The organism is Pseudomonas sp. GL-B-19, assembly GCF_019956415.1.
Taxonomy (GTDB): Bacteria; Pseudomonadota; Gammaproteobacteria; order Pseudomonadales; family Pseudomonadaceae; genus Aquipseudomonas.
This window is the reverse complement of the sequence record NZ_JAHBDK010000073.1, coordinates 1-20566: the sequence shown is the minus strand read 5'-3', so window position 1 is coordinate 20566 and position 20566 is coordinate 1. Positions and strand designations below refer to the sequence as shown.

At 58.9% G+C, this 20566-nt stretch carries 22 protein-coding genes and 1 pseudogene; 15 read left to right on the top strand and 8 right to left on the bottom strand.

Going from position 1 to position 20566, the window contains the following annotated elements; all coding sequences use genetic code 11:
* Window positions 1-253 precede the first annotated feature (253 nt).
* Genes KGB06_RS25025 through KGB06_RS25015 form a run of 3 tightly spaced genes read left to right on the top strand, consistent with a single transcriptional unit; the run spans window position 254 to window position 4454 of the window.
* A complete protein-coding gene (locus KGB06_RS25025) occupies window positions 254-1789 on the top strand; it encodes an MFS transporter (protein ID WP_223520528.1) in 1536 nt (511 codons plus the stop codon).
* A 26-nt stretch (window positions 1790-1815) separates the two neighbouring features.
* A complete protein-coding gene (locus KGB06_RS25020) occupies window positions 1816-2880 on the top strand; it encodes an HlyD family secretion protein (protein WP_223520526.1) in 1065 nt (354 codons plus the stop codon).
* Window positions 2877-4454, top strand: a complete 1578-nt coding sequence (locus KGB06_RS25015; protein ID WP_223520524.1) for an efflux transporter outer membrane subunit — start codon at window positions 2877-2879, stop codon at window positions 4452-4454. The genes KGB06_RS25020 and KGB06_RS25015 overlap by 4 nt, the downstream gene beginning before the upstream one ends.
* 68 nt (window positions 4455-4522) lie before the next feature.
* On the opposite strand, the gene KGB06_RS25010 is transcribed toward KGB06_RS25015, so the two are convergent.
* On the bottom strand, window positions 4523-4828 hold the full coding sequence (locus tag KGB06_RS25010; RefSeq protein WP_140671879.1) for an XRE family transcriptional regulator: 306 nt from the start codon (window positions 4826-4828) through the stop codon (window positions 4523-4525).
* Window positions 4821-5186 carry a type II toxin-antitoxin system RelE/ParE family toxin gene (locus tag KGB06_RS25005; protein WP_223520530.1) on the bottom strand — a complete coding sequence of 122 codons (366 nt, stop codon included), beginning with the start codon at window positions 5184-5186 and terminating at the stop codon, window positions 4821-4823. Before KGB06_RS25005 ends, KGB06_RS25010 begins: the two co-directional genes overlap by 8 nt.
* A gap of 277 nt (window positions 5187-5463) precedes the next feature.
* Here KGB06_RS25005 and KGB06_RS25000 point away from each other — a divergent pair, with 277 nt between their 5' ends.
* On the top strand, window positions 5464-7035 hold the full coding sequence (locus KGB06_RS25000; protein WP_223520522.1) for a glycosyltransferase family 39 protein: 1572 nt from the start codon (window positions 5464-5466) through the stop codon (window positions 7033-7035).
* Between the two features lie 35 nt (window positions 7036-7070).
* Here KGB06_RS25000 and KGB06_RS24995 read toward each other — a convergent pair whose 3' ends face one another.
* Together KGB06_RS24995 and KGB06_RS24990 are read right to left on the bottom strand one after the other, a co-directional pair.
* Window positions 7071-7829 carry a slipin family protein gene (locus tag KGB06_RS24995; RefSeq protein WP_223520520.1) on the bottom strand — a complete coding sequence of 253 codons (759 nt, stop codon included), beginning with the start codon at window positions 7827-7829 and terminating at the stop codon, window positions 7071-7073.
* 2 nt (window positions 7830-7831) lie between these two features.
* Window positions 7832-8365, bottom strand: coding sequence for an NfeD family protein (locus KGB06_RS24990; RefSeq protein WP_223520518.1), 534 nt, complete (start codon window positions 8363-8365; stop codon window positions 7832-7834).
* A 198-nt stretch (window positions 8366-8563) separates the two neighbouring features.
* Here KGB06_RS24990 and KGB06_RS24985 point away from each other — a divergent pair, with 198 nt between their 5' ends.
* Both KGB06_RS24985 and KGB06_RS24980 read left to right on the top strand, forming a co-directional pair.
* A complete protein-coding gene (locus KGB06_RS24985; protein ID WP_223520516.1) occupies window positions 8564-9025 on the top strand; it encodes an aminoacyl-tRNA deacylase in 462 nt (153 codons plus the stop codon).
* A 117-nt stretch (window positions 9026-9142) separates the two neighbouring features.
* Window positions 9143-9388 (top strand): DUF2789 domain-containing protein, encoded by a 246-nt coding sequence (locus KGB06_RS24980; RefSeq protein ID WP_223520514.1) that lies wholly within the window; start codon window positions 9143-9145, stop codon window positions 9386-9388.
* Window positions 9389-9391: 3 nt separating this feature from the next.
* Here the strand turns inward: KGB06_RS24980 and KGB06_RS24975 are convergent, their stop codons facing one another.
* On the bottom strand, window positions 9392-9673 hold the full coding sequence (locus KGB06_RS24975) for a type II toxin-antitoxin system RelE/ParE family toxin (RefSeq protein ID WP_223520512.1): 282 nt from the start codon (window positions 9671-9673) through the stop codon (window positions 9392-9394).
* Complete coding sequence (locus KGB06_RS24970) at window positions 9670-9948, bottom strand: antitoxin of toxin-antitoxin stability system (RefSeq protein ID WP_223520510.1); 279 nt, start codon at window positions 9946-9948, stop codon at window positions 9670-9672. The genes KGB06_RS24975 and KGB06_RS24970 overlap by 4 nt, the downstream gene beginning before the upstream one ends.
* A 198-nt stretch (window positions 9949-10146) precedes the next feature.
* On the opposite strand from KGB06_RS24970, the gene KGB06_RS24965 reads away from it, so the two are divergent.
* From KGB06_RS24965 to KGB06_RS24935, 7 genes are all read left to right on the top strand, one after another.
* A complete protein-coding gene (locus KGB06_RS24965) occupies window positions 10147-10575 on the top strand; it encodes a MarR family winged helix-turn-helix transcriptional regulator (protein WP_223520508.1) in 429 nt (142 codons plus the stop codon).
* Window positions 10572-12644, top strand: coding sequence for an FUSC family protein (locus KGB06_RS24960; protein ID WP_223520506.1), 2073 nt, complete (start codon window positions 10572-10574; stop codon window positions 12642-12644). The genes KGB06_RS24965 and KGB06_RS24960 overlap by 4 nt, the downstream gene beginning before the upstream one ends.
* Entirely contained in the window at window positions 12641-12850 is a 210-nt protein-coding gene (locus KGB06_RS24955; protein ID WP_223520504.1) for a DUF1656 domain-containing protein, read from the top strand. Before KGB06_RS24960 ends, KGB06_RS24955 begins: the two co-directional genes overlap by 4 nt.
* A complete protein-coding gene (locus KGB06_RS24950) occupies window positions 12847-13734 on the top strand; it encodes an HlyD family secretion protein (RefSeq protein WP_223520502.1) in 888 nt (295 codons plus the stop codon). Before KGB06_RS24955 ends, KGB06_RS24950 begins: the two co-directional genes overlap by 4 nt.
* Window positions 13731-15179: an efflux transporter outer membrane subunit gene (locus KGB06_RS24945; RefSeq protein WP_223520500.1), complete on the top strand. Its 1449-nt coding sequence runs from the start codon at window positions 13731-13733 to the stop codon at window positions 15177-15179. The genes KGB06_RS24950 and KGB06_RS24945 overlap by 4 nt, the downstream gene beginning before the upstream one ends.
* Before the next feature lie 84 nt (window positions 15180-15263).
* Window positions 15264-15899 (top strand): NADH:ubiquinone oxidoreductase subunit N, encoded by a 636-nt coding sequence (locus KGB06_RS24940; protein ID WP_223520498.1) that lies wholly within the window; start codon window positions 15264-15266, stop codon window positions 15897-15899.
* 291 nt (window positions 15900-16190) lie between these two features.
* Window positions 16191-17699: a YdgA family protein gene (locus tag KGB06_RS24935; protein ID WP_223520496.1), complete on the top strand. Its 1509-nt coding sequence runs from the start codon at window positions 16191-16193 to the stop codon at window positions 17697-17699.
* 76 nt (window positions 17700-17775) lie between these two features.
* Here the strand turns inward: KGB06_RS24935 and KGB06_RS24930 are convergent, their stop codons facing one another.
* Window positions 17776-19305, bottom strand: coding sequence for an apoptosis inducing factor family protein (locus KGB06_RS24930; protein ID WP_223520494.1), 1530 nt, complete (start codon window positions 19303-19305; stop codon window positions 17776-17778).
* 139 nt (window positions 19306-19444) lie between these two features.
* On the opposite strand from KGB06_RS24930, the gene KGB06_RS24925 reads away from it, so the two are divergent.
* Window positions 19445-20005 (top strand): YbhB/YbcL family Raf kinase inhibitor-like protein, encoded by a 561-nt coding sequence (locus KGB06_RS24925; protein WP_223520492.1) that lies wholly within the window; start codon window positions 19445-19447, stop codon window positions 20003-20005.
* 11 nt (window positions 20006-20016) lie between these two features.
* The gene (locus KGB06_RS24920; protein ID WP_223520490.1) at window positions 20017-20265 is read left to right on the top strand and encodes a hypothetical protein; all 249 of its coding nucleotides are present in this window, start codon (window positions 20017-20019) and stop codon (window positions 20263-20265) included.
* A 120-nt stretch (window positions 20266-20385) separates the two neighbouring features.
* Here KGB06_RS24920 and KGB06_RS24915 read toward each other — a convergent pair.
* Window positions 20386-20566, bottom strand: a pseudogene (locus tag KGB06_RS24915) (hypothetical protein); the annotation flags it as partial.

The window sequence follows — 20566 nt, the reverse complement described above, 5'->3', positions numbered from 1 at the left end:
ACCGATATGTGGCGCGCTACAACAATGTAAGGCGCCACAGCTACAACGGTTACCACTCGCCGGTAGCGGCAGAAAAGATGGCGGCGTGAGAACCGAAAACAATGTCCAAAATTACTGGACCAGATCAGGCTCGCTCCCACAGGGTTTTTGTATTGCTGCATCAAACGCATTTATAAACTGCCAATAAGTCAATTTTCGTCAGTCATCGCGCTTCTTAGAATGCCCCGGTACTCAATCCCCGGAGCATTCAGTAATGACTTCCCTCACGGTCACGGCACCACTCGCCGCGACCCGTCCAGCCGCTGTCGCACCACCGGTCTTCGGCCCACGGATCATCATCGGTCTGGTGGGCGTGTTGTTGGCGGTGCTGGTCTCGGGCCTGAACGAGATGGTGACCAAGGTTGCCCTGGCGGACATTCGCGGCGCGTTGGCCATCGGCTACGACGAAGGCACCTGGCTGGTCGCCAGTTACACCGCGACCTCGGTGGCGGCCATGGCGTTTGCGCCATGGTGCTCGGTGACGTTTTCGTTGCGGCGTTTCACCCTCTACGCCATCAGCGTCTTCACGCTGTTAGGCGCGTTGAGTCCGTTCGCCCCGAACTACGAAAGCCTGCTGGTCCTGCGCACGTTGCAAGGTTTGGCGGGCGGCGCGCTGCCGCCGATGTTGATGACCGTGGCGCTGCGATTCTTGCCGGCCAATGTGAAGCTCTATGGCTTGGCCGGTTATGCCCTGACAGCCACCTTCGGCCCCGGGCTCGGCACGCCATTGGCCGGGTTGTGGACCGAGTATGTCGGTTGGCAATGGACGTTTTGGCAAATCATCGTGCCGTGCCTGATCGCCCTGTTGGCGGTGTCTTACGGTTTGCCACAGGACCCGCTGCGCCTGGAACGCCTCAAGCACTTCAACTGGCGCGGTCTGTTGCTGGGATTTCCAGCGATCTGCCTGTTGGTGATCGGCGTTCTGCAGGGCAATCGATTGGACTGGTTAGAGTCGAGCCTGATCTGCGGATTACTCGGCGGTGGGTTGCTGTTGATGGTGCTGTTCCTGATCAATGAATGGTCGCAACCCATTCCGTTTTTCAAGATGCAGATGCTTGGTGTCCGCAACCTGTCCTTCGCCTTGCTCACCTTGGCCGGGGTGCTGGTGGTGTTGCTGGCAGTGATCATCATTCCGTCCGCTTATCTGGCGCAGGTGCAGGGTTATCGCCCCATCCAGACTGCGCCAATCACGCTGTTGGCGGCGTTGCCGCAGTTGATTGCGCTGCCGTTGGTGGCGGCGTTGTGCAACCTGCGATGGGTTGATTGCCGCTGGGTGCTGGGTATCGGCTTGAGCATGTTGGCGCTGTCTTGCATCGGCGGTTCAATGCTGACGTCGACGTGGATTCGCGACGATTTCTACGCGCTGCAATGGCTACAAATCTTCGGTCAGCCGATGGCGGTGCTGCCGCTGCTGATGCTCGCGACCGGCAGCATTTCGCCCATGGAAGGACCGTTCGCCTCGGCCTGGTTCAACACGGTGAAAGGCCTGTCCGCGGTGCTGGCCACCGGCGTCATTGAGGCGTTGACCACTTCCAGGCTGCACTTCCACTCAACCATGTTGGTGGACAACCTCGGTAATTCACCACTGGCCGACAGCGACAGCGCAGGTCTCGCTCATCGGCTGCACGAGCAAGCCGTGGTGCTGACTTCTTCCGATCTTTATCTGTGCATGGCGGGCGTCGCACTGGCGTTGATCCTGCTGATTTTCTGGCTGCCGACGCGGGTTTATCCACCGCGCGCGCCGACTTGAACGCTTCACTGAAACAGAAGGTTTTTATGACGATTCAAACAAAGCAAAAAATGGTTGTCGGTATCGCCGCCGTGGTGGCAGTCGGCGTGCTGATTTATCTGCTGGCGCCAGGTCTCTTCGGTCAGCGCATGCAGCAAAAAACCAATGATGCCTTTGTCTCGGCGGACTTCACGCTGGTGGTCCCGCGCGTGGCCGGGTTTATCAAGGACGTGTTGGTGGAAGACAACCAGCAGGTCAAGGCCGGGCAGTTGCTGGCGTTGATCGATGATCGTGATCTGCGAGCCGCGGCCCAAGCGGCTGACGCCGAGACCCTGGTGGCTAGAGCACAGCTGCAAAATGCCCGGGCGACCCTTGAGCGCCAGGCTTCAGTGATCGCTCAGGCTCAGGCCTCGGTGGCATCGGCCAAGGCTGAAATGGCCTTCGCCGAGCAAGAGTTGAACCGCTACAACCACTTGGCGGGCGTTGGGGCCGGCACGGTGCAGAATGCTCAGCAAGCGCGCACGCGTATTGATCAGGCCAATGCGCGGTTGGCCAATGCAACGGCGGTGCTGGCGGCGGAACGCAAGCAAGTGGACATCCTGACAGCCCAATGCGACGCGGCGGAAGGTGGGCTGAAACGTGCCCAAGCTGCCCTGGCAATCGCCAGTTACGAGCTGTCTTACACGCGCATTGTTGCGCCACAGGATGGCATGGTCGGCGAGCGCGCCGTGCGAGTCGGCGCCTATGTGACGCCGGGCAGCAAAATACTGGCGGTGGTGCCGCTGGCACAGGCTTACGTGGTCGCCAATTTTCAAGAAACTCAACTGACCAACGTACAGCCGGGGCAGAACGTGCAGGTACGGGTCGACAGCCTCGGCGGTGAGACCCTGCACGGTCGTGTCGAGAGCATCGCCCCGGCGACGGGCGTGACATTCGCCTCGATCAAACCGGACAACGCCACGGGCAACTTCACCAAAGTTGTACAGCGGATCCCGGTGAAAATTGTCCTGGAACCGGGTCAGGCACTGGCCTCGCGGTTGCGAGTGGGGATGTCGGTGGAGGCGAGTATTGATACTGAGAGCGCGGTGTCGCATGAGGTGACTCAGCGATGAAGATGTTTGTTGGCTCGGCAGACGTCATCGCGAGCAGGCTTGCTCCCACATTGAATCGGTTCAATGCACACAATCTCTGCCCAAAAGGAGATCTTCTGTGGGAGCGAGCCTGCTCGCGAAGAGGCCGGTGGCCTTGTGCAGTTCTCGGCGCTTTACTGGTGACAGGCCTTTCAGCCTGCACCGTCGGCCCGGACTTTCACAAACCTCAGGCCCCGCAAATCAGCGAATGGTCAAAACCGTCAAAAGCCGCTGCCAGCCAAGCCGTCACCGCAACGATCGAGGAGCGCTGGTGGGACGTGTTCCACGATCCGATACTCTCGGGCCTGACCCAACGCGCCCTGACCGATAACCTCGACTTGAAACTCGCCAGCAGCCGTTTGCAGCAAAGCCGCGCTGCGCGCCAGGTGTTCACCGCCAACCGTTACCCCAGCACGGCGGCCGCTGGCAGCTATGGACGCAAACGTTACAGCGGCCAAGGCTTGAACGATCCATCGGGACATAGCGGTGACTCGGCATTCAACCTGTGGGACGCCGGTTTCTCCGCGTCCTGGGAGCTGGATTTCTGGGGGCGCGTGCGCCGCGAAACCGAAGCCGCCGACGCCACGCTCGAAGTGGCCGAAAACGATCGTCGGGGTGTGTTGCTGTCGGTGCTCGCAGAAACCGCTCAGGACTACATTCAGCTGCGCGGCGTGCAAAGCACTCGGGCCGTCACCGAGCAAAACCTCGATGTCGCCCGCCACAGTTTGAAACTCTCGCAGCTTCGCCTGGCCGACGGCGTTGCCACCGACCTGGACGTCGCCGAAGCCGCCGCTCAAGTCGCCGCCATCGAATCGCGCCTGCCCGAGCTGGAGCAGCGGCAGTCGCAACTGATCAACGCAATGAGTCTGCTGATGGGCGAACCGCCGCAAGCGCTGTACGCCGAGTTATCCACAGACGCGCCCGTACCGCAAACCCCGCGGCAGGTCGCTATCGGCCTGCCGTCGCAACTGGCGGAACGCCGCCCGGATATCCGCCAGGCTGAAGCGAGCTTGCATGCCGCTACGGCGAGCATCGGTGTGGCCAAGGGGGACTTCTACCCGCGGATTACCCTGTCAGGCAACGTGGGCTCACAAGCCATGCAGCTCAGCGATTTTGGTTCGTGGAGCTCGCGTTCGTTCGGCATCGGCCCGCAATTCAGCCTGCCGTTGTTTGACGGCGGTCGTCTACGCGGCGTGCTGAACTTGCGCGAAGCCCAGCAACAGGAAGCCGCCATCGCCTACCAGCAAACCGTGTTGCGCGCCTGGCATGAAATCGACGATCAACTGACCGCCTACAACGCCCGACAACTGCGTCGCGACAGCCTCGTCGAAGCCGTCCGCCAAAACCAGATCGCCCTGCGTACTGCGCAGCAGCAATACACCGAAGGCGTGGTGGACTTCGTCAACGTGCTCACGGTGCAAGGTGCATTGTTGGCGACTCAGGAGCAGTTGGTGGAGAGTTCGACCGGGGTATCGCTGGCGATGGTCGGGTTGTACAAGGTATTGGGTGGGGGATGGGAGTCGGTGTATCCGGTGGCGGAGACGTCGCAGCGTTAAGTCACTCGTGTAAATTCGGCTGGCCTGTCTTGAACGCTTTCGACGAGTTAGAGCAGCCGGTAGGCTGCTCAACTAGCAAAGTTTTCGATTTTTATCTGACCATCTGGAAAAGTGGCGATTATTTCAAGTTCACCGCCCATTGCTCGGATGTAGTTACGCAAAGTGCTTATGTACATATCCGTGCGACGTTCCATCTTTGAAATTGCTGCTTGATTAATATGCAGAGTTTCAGCGAGCGTGGCCTGGCTGAGCGCTTTGGCCTGACGCAATTCGTGTAATGGCATTTCCTTAATGTGTTGTTCATAAATCGACTCGGCGCGTGCCCGGGATTCAGGTGTCATCCGCGCTTCAAGTTCGGCAAATTTCTTAGCCATCGTTGTGACCCTCTTTGCGCAATGTGTCGAGATGCTCATCGTACAGCTGATCGGCCAGCGGTACATTGACTTCATACCATCGATCCTGACCGGTTTTATCACCACCAATCAACAGCAAAGCACATCGCCTGGGATCAAATGCGTAAAGGATGCGATAAGGACGCCCCGCGTGCTGAATCCGTAGTTCCCTGAGATGGCCGTGGCGTGCGCCGTTTATGCCGGAGCTGTGGGGAAACTTCAGCGCCGGTCCGAACTGGCCCAGCAGCTTGACGCTTGCCGCCACAGAGCTCTGCTCGCTTTCGCTCAGTTCTGCCCACCAGTCGCCGAACTCGTCGGTGTATTCAATATCCCAATTCATGGCGCTGAATATGCACCCGGTGGAATATTCCATCAAGGTTATATTTTCGATATATTGAATCCTCTTACCCAGCGAAATCTGACCAACTTCTTCGATTTTTAATTAAGTGACTGCTCTGCGCTTGACGCGAACCCGCTCTGTCATAGCCTGCGCTCATCCGCCTGGATGGATCGTTCGCGAATGTCGTTAGTCGTAAAGCCAGCATCGACGACGAACCTGTACCGTCTTACAGTGATCCATAAGCTTCGTGATCTCGGGCCAGTTGCGAGGGGAGGCAATGGACGCGCGCAGAGAAACATCACTTGGCGGCACCCAGGATCCGCACGCAGTGCCCGGTGGCTGGGCGGTGGTACAGCGTTGGTTGCGGTGGGCGCAGGAACACTGGCTGTTGCCGATTCTGGCGTTGGCGGCCTTGGTGCGTTTCTACGATCTGACGGCGGCGGCCGTCTGGGGCGACGAAGGGTCGAGCCTGCTGATGAGCCACTACTCGGTGGCTGAAATATGGGTGCATGCGGCCCGAGATGTGCACCCTCCGCTGTATTTCGTGCTGTTGCACGGCTGGATCGAGCTATTCGGCGACGGTATTTTCTCGATCCGCTGTCTCAGCGCTCTGCCCGGAATCGCCACGGTGTGGCTTGGCGTCTGGTTGGTGGACTTGATCGCCACCCGGCGTGCTGCGTTACTGGCCGGTTTACTGCTGGCGCTGCTGCCAACGGCGGTACGTTACAGCCAGGAAGTGCGGATGTATTCGCTACTGGGCCTGTGGCTGATCGGTGCCACGATTGCGCTGGTTTACTCGATCAGGCATCCCCGGCGCACACGCTATCTGGTGGCGTATGTGCTGCTGATGAGCGCGGCGTTCTACACCCATTACTTCACCGCCCTGTGCGTGATGTGCCACTGGCTGTATCTGGGGCTGATTCGTGTACTGCCAGGCTATCGTTTGCGTAGTATTCAACGCCCCGGCTGGTGGCTGGCGAACGTGGCAATCGTGTTGCTGTACCTGCCGTGGGTGCCGAACCTGATCGATTTGATCCAGCACATGGATCAGCTCAAAGCCAATGGCGATGTGGGGTGGGAGTCGCCGGTCACGTTCAGCTCGTTGCCGTCGATGATCTGGTCGTTACTGACACAGGACGATGGCGAAAACCTGCCGACGCTGATTTTTATTGCGCTGCCGCTGGCGTTGCTGGTCATTACTGGCGTGGCGCTGGCGCGGGACCGCAGCGTCATTCGCGGCAGTGTGCTGCTGGTGATCTACACGGCGTTGCCGATGCTGTTGGTGTTCGGCGTGTCATTTATCTCGCCGGTGTTCATCGAACGCTATCTGACGGCCTATGCACTGGGGTTGCCGATGATTGTCGCACTGGCCATTGATCGCCTGTATTCAGGCTTGCGAGTGCTGGCGTTGACCGTGCTGGTGCTGTTTGTCGGCGTCGAACTGGTCGGTTTGAAGAACAACACCTCGGTCGATCCCAACAATCAGATCAACGTATTGGTCGACTACGTTAACCAGCATTTTGTTGCTGGTGACCGGATCGTCACCAGCGACATGCTTTGGTACCTTCCCTACGTCTATTACAACCGCGCCGGTACCCAACCGCTGCTATATACCCCCCCGCTAGCCAATGGTGGGTCGAGCCGGCCAAACGCCTATGGTTTCGGCACGCTGGTCACCCGGGACATTTATCTGGACCGCCTCGACAGCTTGCCCAAAGGCGCTGGGCGTGTGTGGCTGATCGGCACCGTCGGTGCGCCAGACGAGTTTGCGCCGCTGCCATCGGGCTGGCAGAGCGCTGGCGAAACGCGGGCAGGATGGGTTAACGCACGCTTGTTTGTGCGGCATTGAAAGTGTTGGCGCGATTGAAGGGCCGTTACGAACTTTCACAGCTTCGACGACAAATCCGCCATCCCTTTGAGCAATTCAATCGGCAGCGGAAAGACGATAGTCGAGCTCTTGTCCCCGGCAATCGAACTTAGCGTCTGCATGTAACGCAGCTGCATGGCCCCTGGCTGACGACCGAGCATTTCGGCAGCCTGCATGAGTTTTTCCGAGGCCTGCAATTCACCTTCGGCGTGGATCACTTTGGCCCGGCGTTCCCGTTCGGCTTCGGCTTGTTTGGCGATGGCGCGGACCATCGATTCATTGAGGTCCACATGTTTGATCTCGACGTTGGCAACCTTGATACCCCAGGCGTCGGTCTGGGCGTCGAGCACTTGCTGGATGTCTATGTTCAATCGCTCGCGTTCGGCCAGCAGTTCATCGAGTTCATGTTTACCGAGGACTGCTCGCAGTGTGGTCTGGGCCAATTGGCTGGTGGCCGCGAGAAAGTCTTCGACCTGGATGATCGCCTTCTGCGGATCAAGCACGCGGAAGTACAGCACCGCATTGACCTTGACCGAGACGTTGTCGCGGGTGATGACGTCTTGCGGTGGCACATCGAGGACGATGGTCCGCAGGTCGACACGGACCATTTGCTGGACCACCGGGATCAGCAGGATCAGACCGGGGCCCTTGACCTGCCAGAAGCGTCCGAGCTGGAATACCACGCCGCGCTCGTATTCGCGAAGGATGCGGAAGGTCGACCCCGCCAGTGCAATCAGTAACAGCAGCAGCGCGGCGAAACCTACTTGCAGGCCCATGACTATTCTCCCACTGGCGCCGCGTCAGCCGCGGCCACTTGCAACAGTAATCCTTTTCGCGCCACCACCCGGACGTGTTGCCCCGGTTGCAGCGGTGTCGAGCTTGAAACCTGCCAGCGCTCACCTTGCAGATGCACCCAGCCGTTACAGGCATTGCCGGGCAGTAACGACAAGACAGGTGTCACGCTGCCCAGCAGCCCGGCATCGCCGCTGACCGTGCGGCGCGGTCGGGTTTTCATGGCGCGGATCAGCAGGAAAATCAGCAGCAGGGCACTCACCAGCCCCAGGCCGATCATCAAGGGAACAGGCACCTCGGTGTTGGTCAGAATCACCGCGCCGATCACGAACATCACAATGCCGCCCAAACCGATCACGCCGTAATTGGGCAGCGCGGCCTCGGCGATCAGAAAGGCGATGCCAAACGTGATCAACCAGATCCCGATAGGGTTTGGCATCAGCAGCACAACGGTATCGGCTGCGAACACCGATCCGCTCAACGCCAACAGCAGCGCTACGACACAGCAACGAGTATTCACTTGACCCTCCGCGAGAGTCTGCAGGTGGTTCTGTATACAGTTTAGTAGAGCTGCGGCGTATCCGGATTTTGTCCGGTTATGGGCGGCGTCCGATGGGCGGATTTCGCCCCGGATTGTGCCGGTGGGCCTAGACTTTCACTACGGAGAAAAGCTTTAACCATCGTCCGCCCGTCACGGGAACGGACACCGAGGTGCATCATGCGAATGGCAAGAACCGTGCAGAGAAGCCTGGAAACGGCTCAATGCGAATACGACATCGTCACCCATCCCCATTCAGCTAGCAGCCTGGAAACGGCGCGACTCGCGGGAATTCCGGCAGAACGGGTAGCCAAGTCGGTCATCCTCGACGATCGCCATGGCCATTACCTGATGGCGGTACTTCCCGCCAGCCGCCACCTGGACCTGAGCAAAGTCCGCAGCAGTGGCGAATGGCAGGTCTCGCGGGAAAGCAACCTGCCGCACCTGTTTGATGATTGTGAACGCGGTGCCATACCTGCCCTTGGCGAGGCCTATGGGCTGGACGTGGTCATCGACCCACTACTGACCCGCCAGAAAGACATCTATCTGGAAGCCGGCAACCACATCAACCTGCTGCACATGGACATGCCGGAGTTCCTGAGAATGGTGCCGCATGCTGAGGTGCGGGAATTAAGTGATTGAGTGTTGTGTCGTCAATGCTGCCGTCATCGCGAGCAGGCTCGCTCCCGCCGTTGACCGAGTGTCCCTGTGGGAGTGAGCTTGCTCGCGATAAATTTTTCATTTCTAAAGGAGCCCGACATGGAATCCCCAACCCACACCCTGCCTAACCTGTTCAAGCAACTGGGCCTGGCTGATGACGCCGAAAGCATCGATAAATTCATCGCCACCCACTCACCGCTCAAGCCCGAATTGCACCTCGCGGATGCGTTTTTCTGGAGCAAGAGCCAGGCGCAGTTTTTGCGTGACGATATTCTCGATGATGCAGATTGGGCGGAGGTGGTGGATCAATTGGATGTGTTGTTGAGGAAGGGGCGGGGGGTGTGAAAATCAACTATTTGGTGGCCATTGTCTGGAAGTATGGACCCGCGCGAGTATCCAGACAGCGTCTGCTTCTGACTGATAAACCAGGCGATAGCTCTGGTGGGGAATCATCTCACGAGTACCAGCAATGATTCCGACCGGACCGCTTTCGGGGTATTGGGTAATGCGAAATACCGCGTCGCGGAAGCGGTTGTCCATGTCAATGGCGGCTACTGGGTTGAGCTCATACAGGTAATCCCAAATATCTGCACGATCCTGTGCTGCTGCGGGCGTCCAGATTATCCTCATCCTTTTTTGGCCGCCTGTGCACGCCTGGCCGCAAATTGTGCTTCAACCTCGTCATTGGTCAAGCCTTCACCAGCGAGTATGGAAACACGTGCGCTGTCGACTTTCCTTTGCAAGAACGCCTCGTACTCGCGCGACTCTCTTTGTGTTTGAACGAACTGGCGCATCATTTCCCTGACGATCTGCGAAGCAGGCCGATGAGAGGCTTCTGCCTCAGCCATAAATTGTTCGCGCAATTCAGGTTCCAGTTTCATTGTGAAAACAGCTTGTTTTGACATATCTGTACCCTCGGTTCATATGCTGACGAAGTATATACATCGTCAGTACTAATTTTATTTCAGATCGAACATTCCGCGACGAATGACCGCCAATTTGTTTCAAAACTTGACCACCTTTCCCTGCAAATGTCATATTGATAGTTAGCAAACTAACAGTGTGTGTTTTCTCTCGTGCCGAAAAACCTCGACGCTCTCCAGATGAACATCAGCAGCTCCATGGTGGTGGCCGCCAGGCATTGGCGGAAGATCTGCCAGACCACGCTGGTCAACTATGGAATCTCCGAAGCCTGCGCCGTCCCGTTGTTGATGATCGGGCGCTTGGGCGAGGGCGTGCGGCAGGTGACGGTGGCGCAGGCAGCGGGGATGGAGAGTCCGTCCCTGGTGCGTTTACTCGATCAGCTGTGTCATTCGGGTTATGTCTGCCGCACCGAAGATGCCCATGACCGGCGCGCCAAGTGCCTGAGCCTGACCGAAACCGGGCGCGAACTGGTGCAGGCGGTCGAAATCGAGCTGGTGCGATTGCGTCACGAGGTGCTTGAAGGCATCGATCAAGGCGATCTGGAAGCTACGCTACGGGTATTGAGAGCCTTTGAAGCGGCGAACGCGCCGTCGGTGGTCAACCCTTGAACGGTTTTTTCACCGGAATGCCCGCAGCAAGGGACTGGTTCTACGGTGTGCGCACCTTTGCTGCCTCGATGATCGCGTTGTACATCGCCCTGCTCATGCAAATGCCACGTCCGTATTGGGCGATGGCCACGGTCTACATTGTTTCCAGTCCCTTTGTCGGGCCTACCAGCTCCAAGGCGCTCTACCGCGCAGTCGGCACCTTTATCGGGGCGGCGGCAGCGGTTCTGTTCGTGCCCATGTTTGTCCAGAGTCCTTACGTATTGGTGGTGGTCATCGCGCTGTGGACCGGGATTTTGCTGTTCCTGTCCTTGCACCTGCGCACCGCCAACAACTATGCCTTGATGCTGGCCGGTTACACCTTGCCGCTGATCGCCCTGCCGGTGGTGAACAACCCGTTGGGGGTATGGGACGTCGCAGAAGCGCGGACTGAAGAAATCTTCCTCGGCATCGCCGTGGCTGCCGTGGTCGGCGCCATGTTCTGGCCTCGGCGGCTGGCGCCGGTGTTCAACGATTCGGTGAGCAAATGGTTTACCGATGCCTCGACTTACAGCCTGCGTTTCCTCAGCCGCCAGGTGCAACCTGATGAAGTCAGCGCGCTGCGCTCCGTCATGGTGGCGACCTTCAACACTCTGGAATTGATGATCGGTCAGTTGCCGCACGAGGGCGCCCGGCGGCAAACCGTGCGAAATACCAAGGAACTGCGTGGGCGGATGATTCACCTGTTGCCGGTGATCGACGCCCTTGATGACGCGCTATATGCCCTGGAGCGGCGCACGCCCGAGCTGGTGGATAAGTTTGCACCATTGCTGGTGGCCACCACCGAATGGCTCAATCACAAAGACGCCGACCTCGCTCGCTGGCAGGCACTGAAAGACCAGCTTGAAGCCTTGCAACCTACCGCCGAAGCGTTGAATGATCGCAAACAGCTGCTGTTCTCCAACGCGTTGTATCGCCTCGGCGAGTGGATTGATCTGTGGCAAGACTGCCGCAGCCTGCAATACGCCATCCAGTGCGAAAGCCAGGAAAGCTGGCGTGCGGTGTATCGCCACTGGCGCCTCGGTCGCTTGTCGCCATTTATCGACCGTGGGCTGATGCTCTACTCGGCGGTCTCCACGGTCAGCGCCATCATCGTCGCTTCAGTGCTGTGGATTCTGCTCGGCTGGACGGACGGAGGGTCCGCGGTGATTCTGGCCGCTGTGGCGTGCAGCTTTTTCGCCTCGATGGATGACCCGGCGCCGCAGATTTACCGGTTCTTTTTCTGGACCGCGATGTCGGTGGTGTTCGCCAGCCTGTATCTGTTTCTGGTGCTGCCCAACCTGCATGACTTCCCGATGCTGGTGCTGGCGTTTGCTGTGCCGTTCATCTGCATTGGCACCCTGACGGTCAAGCCGCAGTTTTACCTGGGCATGCTGCTGACCCTCGTCAACACCTCGTCCTTTATCAGTATTCAGGGCGCCTACGATGCGGACTTCCTCAGCTTTGCCAACTCCAACCTGGCCGGTCCCATCGGATTGTTGTTTGCCTTCGTCTGGACCCTGATCGCCCGACCGTTTGGTGCGGAATTGGCGGCCAAGCGGCTGACCCGTTTCAGTTGGCGCGACATTGTCGGCCTCACCGAACCGGCCACTTTGGCTGAACATCGGCGATTAGGCATCCAGATACTGGATCGCCTGATGCAGCACTTGCCGCGTCTGGCCATGACCGGTCAGGACACCGGCATCGCGTTGCGCGAAGTGCGCGTGGCGCTCAACCTGCTCGACCTGCTGGCTTACACACCGCGCGTGATCGGGGTACCGCAAGCGTTGCTGCATCAAGTGGTGGCGGAAGTCGGTGAGTATTTCAAGGACTGCCTCAAAGCGGGTGAGCGACTGCCGGCACCGAGCCCGTTGCTGATGACCCTCGACCGCACCCGCCGTGCGCTGGATACGGAATGCGAAGAGGAAGCACGTCTGAATCTGCTGCATGCCCTGAGTGGCCTGCGTCTGGCGTTATTGCCCGGCGTGGAATTCGTCAGCTCGGGCGAACTCGAAGAACCGCTGCCCCATGGCATCGATGGAGCCCCTTTATGATCGGTGATGTGGATCTGAGCGGGGTGTTTCTGCCCACGCTGCTGGTACTGATGGGCATTACGTATGTGTTTTACCTGCTGGTGCACGGGTTGCTGATGCGCCTGCACTTTTACCGTCTGGTCTGGCACCGGGCATTGTTCAACGTGGCTCTCTACGCTTTGCTGCTCGGCGCCGTGGACTCACTCAGTCGATACCTGATGACATGAAAAAACCTTTTTTGACCCTGGGTCGCGTGGTGCTGACCCTGTTGATCGTGACCTTCGCCGTCGTCGTGGTCTGGCGCATGGTGATGTACTACATGTTTGCGCCGTGGACCCGCGACGGGCATATCCGGGCCGACATCGTGCAAATTGCCCCTGACGTCTCCGGGTTGATTCAGCAAGTTGACGTGCGTGACAACCAGTTGGTGACACGCGGTCAAGTGCTGTTCAGCATCGATCAGGACCGTTTCAAACTGGCCCTGCGCCAGGCCAAGGCGGCGGTCGCCGACCGTCAGGAAACCTTGGCTCAGGCACAACGCGAAGCCAAGCGTAATCGTGGGCTCGGCAATCTGGTGCCAGGCGAACAACTGGAAGAAAGCCAGTCCCGGGTGGCACGCGCCGAGGTGGCGTTGATGGAAGCTCAAGTGGCGGTGGACAGTGCTCAATTGAACCTCGACCGCTCGACCATCCGCAGCCCGGTCGATGGCTACATCAACGACCGTGCACCACGTGTGCAGGAATTCGTCACCGCCGGGCGGCCGGTATTGTCGGTGGTGGATAGCAATTCATTCCACATCGACGGCTATTTCGAAGAAACCAAACTGGACGGCATTCATGTCGGCCAGAGCGTCGACATCCGGGTGATCGGCGACCGTGCGCGGCTGCGCGGCCATGTGGAAAGCATCGTTGCCGGCATCGAAGACCGCGACCGCAGCATCGGCAGCAACCTGCTACCCAACGTTAACCCTGCGTTTAGTTGGGTGCGATTGGCACAGCGGATTCCGGTGCGGATTGCCTTCGACGATGTTCCGGCGGACTTCCGCATGATCGCCGGGCGGACCGCGACCGTGTCGATTATCGACGATCCAGCGCAGGAGCCTGCGAAATGAGCAGGGCGTCGGGTTTGGCGGTTGCCGGATTAGGTTTGCTGCTGTCTGCGTGTCAGATGGTCGGGCCAGATTATCATTTGCCCGAAGAGGCGGCTGTCCATCGACCCGACTTGCAGGGCGATCTGGCGGTCGACGGCAAAACGGTGGTGTCCGCACCGGTGCCAGCCGATTGGTGGCGCTTGTACAAGGACTCGCGACTCGACCAATTGGTGCAACAGGCCATGGCGTCCAATACCGATTTGCGTGTTGCGGCGGCCAGTCTGTCGCGGTCCCGCGCTCAGGTCGATGAGGCAGAAGCGGCGGGTGGCTGGAGCGGCGGCGTGAAGATGGGCGCCCAGCGATTGCAGGAGTCCGGCCAGGCGTTCCTGATTCCGGAAAAAGTGCCGGTGGCCAACATCGGTGATATCGGCATAAGCGCGTCGTACCAGTTCGATCTGTTCGGCACGTTGCAGCGCGGCATCGAAGCGGCCAAGGCCAACGCCGATGCGACGCAGGCAGCTGCCGATACGGCTCGCATCACCGTGGTGGCCGACGTGGTCCGGGCCTACACCCAGGTGTGCGCGGCCAATGAGGAGCGGGAGATTGCCCAGCACTCCCTCGACCTGCAGGCCCAGAGCACCACGCTGATCCAGCGCCTGCGCGATGCCGGCCGTGGCGACGAAACCCAGGTCACCCGTTCGCAAACCCAGTTCAAGTCCCTGCGCGCCGACATGCCGCGCTATGAGGCCTCGCGTCAGGCCGGGCTGTATCGCCTGTCGATGTTGCTGGCCAAGCCAGTGGATCAACTGCCGGCTGGCACCGCCACCTGCGACGAGCTGCCGAAAATCGCGCAATTGATTCCGGTGGGCGATGGCGCCGCATTGCTCAAGCGTCGTCCCGATGTGCGGCAGGCCGAGCGCCGGCTGGCGACTGCGACGGCCGGGATTGGCGTCGCCACGGGTGAGCTGTACCCGAACATCAGCATCGGCGCGACCATCGGCACCGTCGGTATCCTCGACGATCTCGGCGACCCGTCCACCAACCGTTGGGGCTTCGGTCCGTCGCTGACCTGGAACGTGCCGACCAACGGCGCCCGGGCACGCATCCGCGAAGCCGAAGCGGTGACCCAGGCGACGCTGGCGCATTTCGATGGGGTGGTGCTCAACGCCATTCGCGAAACCCAGACCAGCCTGGCCCAGTACACCGCTTTGTTGCAACGTCGTGACGCCCTGGCAGACGCCGAGCAATCGGCAAGACTGGCAGCGGACCAGACGCACCGTTTCTTCCAGGCCGGCCGCGAATCGTTCCTCGCGGACCTGCAAGCTACCCGCACCTACACGGATGTCACGGCGCAACTGGCCGCTGCCAACACCCAGGTTGCCGCCAGCCAGATCGATTTGTTCCTCGCACTGGGCGGCGGCTGGGAAAGCGGACGAACGCAAGCCACGAACACCAGCAAACCCTGAGGCCGTTGCTATGCTTTGATTTGATGAAGTCACACTTCGACTTCATCAAATCAAAGCTCGCGTTGGTCATGGGGATTAAAAAGAATGAAAAACCCTTATGCTCCTGGCTTTTGGTGCGCTATTGCGGCATTGGTTTTGCTGTCGGCCACCTATTTCTACGGCATCATGCTGGCCCACCAGATCGACAAGGCACTGGTGTTTCTCGACAGCGCCACCGCGCTCATCGCCGTGATGGCAATCGTGGTGGTGGCCTGGGCTTCAGTCCAGGGCCTGCGCATCAAAAAAAGACAACTCGAACAAGGCAAGACCCTGGTGCTGATCTGGGACACCAAGGTGGCGTTGCGTCGTGTCGAAACGGTGTTTGACCAATATTTCTGGGGCAGCTACTGGCAGCCGGGGCGTACGTTTCAGGAAGTCATGGGTGAGCTCACCGGCACACCGCTGGAAAAAAGCCTCGAAACCTTGAAGAAACAATGCCTGGCGCTGGACAAGCAGGTGTCCGAGGACGGTTGGCACTGGCTCAACAATGCCCGCGAACTCTCGGATGTCGCCACCAAGATGGCACGGGAACGCTATCAACTGGACGTCTGTGATCCACGTTCGGAGGTGACGGGCGGGGCGGTGATCAATCGGGACTTTGAAGTGCTGGTGTATACGTGGACTGCGAGGCTCAAGAGCTTTGATCATCAGCTGGATGAGATGGAAGTGCAGTATTCGTGAGTTTTGTTGGCTGGACTGACGCCATCGCGAGCAAGCTCGCTCCCACATGGGATTTGTGATCGACACACAACCCTGTGGGAGCGAGCCTGCTCGCGATGGCGATTTCATGTCCGCCGAAACTCTCAAGCCCCCGGCGCAGTCCATAGACACTCTTTAACCCTTAATCATTGGGCCGCCCGCTGCGCCTGATGCTAATCTCCACCTCACTTTTAGCGGAGTCGAGCCGTAACCCGTCACGGGTTCAGGGAAGACGACGACACCTTCAAACAACGGACATTGACTGGGTCATACATGAATAAATCAGCAGGCGTGCTTCTTGGAATCGTCGTAGCCATTGGTGCAATCAGCGCGGGCGGTGCCTGGTACACCGGGACCAAAATCGAAGGCGTGTTGAACACCGCCATCGCCGACGCCAACAAAGAGCTGAACGCCGCGCTGGTCGGTTCCAATGGCACGGCATCGCTGGAGCTGGTGTCGCTTGAGCGTCATGTGTTCAGCAGCACCGCGCACTACCGCCTCAAAGGCGAAGGCGAGATGTTTGGTGAAACCGCGGTTGAATTGCTGTTTGCCGACCACATCGAACACGGTCCGCTGCCGTTCTCGCGCCTGGTATCTTTCAAGTGGTTGCCGGTCATGGCCACCAGTCACTACGAACTGGAACGCACCTCGCTCACCGAGAAGTGGTTTGCCTCTGCCAAAGACAAATCCCCGATCACCGGTGTGGTCAATATTGGATACGACAATTCCACCAGCGGCACCCTCGAATTGCAACCGCTGGACGTCGTGCTGGATGACAAATCCACCCTGAAATTCTCTGGTTTGAACCTCGACGTCGCCGCCAGCGCCCAAGCCCAGAAGGTCAAGGCCAACGGCTACATGAACAGCCTGACGCTGAGCACCGTGGCTGAAGATCAAACTCCGGTGAAGGTTGAGCTCAATGGCCTGACCCTGGCCAGCAACCTGGTAAAAAGTACCTACGGCTACTACACCGGCGAGAACACCCTCGAGCTGACGGACAGCCAAACCACCTTTGGTGCCAAGCAATCGGTTCTGGGCCTCAAGAAATTTGAAATGAAGAACCTGACCCAGGAATCGGGCACCAGCGCTTCGGGGCGTGCCGATTACAAGGTGGGTGAAGTGTCGATGAACGGCAAGGCTGTCGGCGCTGCGCAAATGGCCGTGAGCCTGAAAAACCTCGACATACCGGCGACCATGTCGCTGATGCAGATCTACCAGACCAAACTGCAGCCTTACGAGAGAGCCGCCGCCGAGGCTGCTGTGGCCGGTGAGCCGACTCCAGAACTGGTCTTGACCCCGGCCGAAGAGGCGCAAGTCAAAACCGGCCTTGAAAAATTGCTGGCGGCCGGCCCGCAGGTGGCTCTGGAAAACCTGTCGTTCAACACCGCCAATGGTGAAAGCCGCGCGAACCTGGTGCTCGACCTGACCAAACCGCAGACCATGGACCTGCCGCCCGATCAACTGACCTTACAGTTGATTGCGCTGCTGGATATCAATGTGCAAGTGTCCAAGCCAATGCTCGTGGACTTGCTGACCGTGCAAAGCCAACTTGATGGTCAGACTGATGCCAAAGTCATCGCCGATCAGGCCAACGCTACTGCCGATATGTTCAGCAGCATGGCGGTCGGATCGCAATTCGCCAAACTGGACGGAAACAACATCGTCAGCAAATTGCACTACGCCAACAATCAGGTGGAATTCAATGGCCAGAAAATGACCGTAGAAGAGTTTGTCGGCTTCGTGATGAGCAAACTCGGTGGCGGTGCGGAAATCCAGGAATAAAATCCAGGATTCAAAATAACGCCCGGCCTCAGCTATGAAGCAGAAGCCGGGCGTTTTGCTGTCGGGTGTTTGTGCGCTAACCAATGTCCCGAATCAGCTTCCACGCCTCGTCCACCGACAACGGCTGTTTCATGCGTTCGGCGAGCAGCGCCATGGCCCGTTCTTCATCGCAGGCGACCGCTGCGGCCACCACGCCGTTTTTGCCGAACAGGCCTATAAAGGGTGGATGGTAAGGATCACCCTTGAACTCGACCTCGTCCCAGGCTTCGGCGTGGCCAAGGTAGTCGTAGTTTTTACCAAAGTGCCAGGTCCAGAAATACGGCACGTTGAGGTAGTGCTCGTCAGCACCAAGCATATTCGCGGCGGCGATCCGCGCCTGTTGCTGGGCCAGGCGCCAATGCTCGATACGCTGAAGCTGGCCGTTGAGCGGGAAAGTCGCGATATCACCGACCGCCCACAACCCTTCGGTGACGCGCATTCCCCCGTCGACCTTCAGCGACCGGTCTTTTTCCTTGGGCAGATCGGCAAACGCATCGGTTGCAGGGCTGACACCAATGCCGGCCAGCACCAGATCCGCTGGCAAGCGTTGGCCATTGTCCAGGTGCACTGCCTCGACGTTGTTCGCTCCTTCTATATAGGAGGCTTCGCCATCGGTGTGAAATACCACGCCATTGGCCTCATGGAGGGCGCGAATCGCCTTGCCAACGGTTTCGCCGAATTGTGCGGCGAAGGGAATGGCATGACGGGCCAGGACTGTAACGTCCAACCCGTATTCACGCAGGGCTGAAGCGGACTCCATGGCAATAAAGCTGTCACCGATGATCACCGCTCGCTGACCAGGCTTTGCCGCCTGCAGAATTCGCAGCGCCTGCTCTTTGGAGCGCAACACGAACACTTGCGGCAAATCGGCGCCAGGCAGTGTGAGTGGATTGGGCGTGCCGCCTGTGGCAAGCAACGCGGCGTCATAGTTTAGCGATCGACCATTGGTCAGCCGCAGGGTTTTGTTCGACGAATCCAGGCTGGCAACTTCGCCAGTGATGCGCTCAATACGCTGCTCGCGATAAAACTCGTCATCACGCAGCGGCGGGATTTCTTCCGGCGGCATCTCTCCAGCGATGACAAATTTGCTCAGGACGGTGCGGTCGTACCCGGTGTCGGCTTCGCGGTCGATCAGCAAAACTTGGCCGCCGAAGCCTTTTTCGCGCAGCGCTGCCGCACACGCTGTACCGGCGGCCCCGGCCCCGACGATGACAAACGTCCGTTCATCGTCAGCCGGCGGGGTGTGAGCATCGGAATACGGTTGGTCGTCGACCCAGATGTCGCCATCGCGGACTTCCAGCGGATAGCGCTTGAGATTGTCCATAGCCGGCGGCTCGCATAATGCTCCGTCTTCGACCCGAAACGCAGCTTTGTGCCACGGACAAATCAAGCGTCCGTGGCACACCGCACCTTCCGCCAGCGGTGCCCCGGCATGCGGGCATTCGCCTTGATAGGCGCGTAGTTGATCGCCCACTCGCAGCAAAACAATATTGGTGTCCGCGATCCGGGCTTCAAGGCCTCTGTTTTCGGGCACATCGGCGAAAGGGGCGACGCGGTGCAGTGCCATGATGGCTCTCCAGGCAGACGTTTCACTTAAGAGTTTGGCGCGTTACGCGAGGTTCAGCCAATTCCCCGTGCCACCTCACCAACGGTACCGTTATAGTTCGCAAGCCGACGACGGCCCTACACGCACAAGGTGCTGCGCAATGACCCGATTGACCTCTCTTAACCCTTGGTTTGCGGCCGTTGCAGTCGCCCTGTGCGTGCAATTTCCGGCACAGGCCCAGGAACGTTTCACCTTAAATATCCCGGGTGTCACGGATGACCGGCTGTTTACCTCGGCCGCCGCCAGCGATGCTCCGGGTTGTGGCGGGCACAACGCGTCACCTGCGCTGAATTGGAACGCCGGGCCGGCGGGTACGTTGAGTTATGCCATCGTCATGCATGACCCTGACGGGCAGAATGGGCAGGGTGCCGATAATTGGGTGCATTACGGCATCAAAGCCGGCACTCACCAGATCCCGGCCGGTGTAGGAGCAAAATCAGCCCTTGAAGGTATCGGTGGCACCAACATCAAAGGCACCACCGGTTATGTGGGGCCTTGCCCGCCAGTCGGCGACAGTGCGCATCACTACATTATTCAGTTGTACGCGCTGGACCTCGCGCCGGACGCCTTGCCTGCCGGTTTGACGCGCGCGCAACTGCTGGAAAAAATCAAAGGGCATGTACTGAAGAACAGCAGTGTGGTGCGCCGGTATCATCGCTGACATTCAGCCATTTGGCATCAGCGCCCGAAAGCGCGCACTATCGGGCCATAGCCGATGCGTTGGAGGAAGTCGTGGCGAAAAAAATCGATCGCATCGCCCAAATGCTCAACTGCCCCGTGAAAGGGGAGGAGCTAAGGCGGGCAATTACTGAGAGTCGTAAGGATTTTCTCCTTAACCAGCCGGAAGCAGAGGAGGAAGATGAGGACGACTTCGAGGAAGATGAGGAGTGGGACGACGATCTTGACTGGACGACCGAGTAGGAACGCCGCTGGTTAACCCAATCAATACCGATGTGGAGAGCTGCGGTTCAAGTGTTGCGCCTCGCTAAAGGGCGCTGAAAAGGTCTCTGCAGTACAGGTATTTGGAGACGGTAAGAAAGTTCAAAAAGATGCTTGACGAAATATTGGATCGCTGTAGAATTCGCCTCCCGCTGACGAGAGATCGAAAGCGCAAGTGGTTGAAGTTACAAAGGAAACTTTGAAAACTTCTGAAAATAACCGCTTGACAGCAACAGAGGCTGCTGTAGAATGCGCGCCTCGGTTGAGACGAAAGATCTTAACC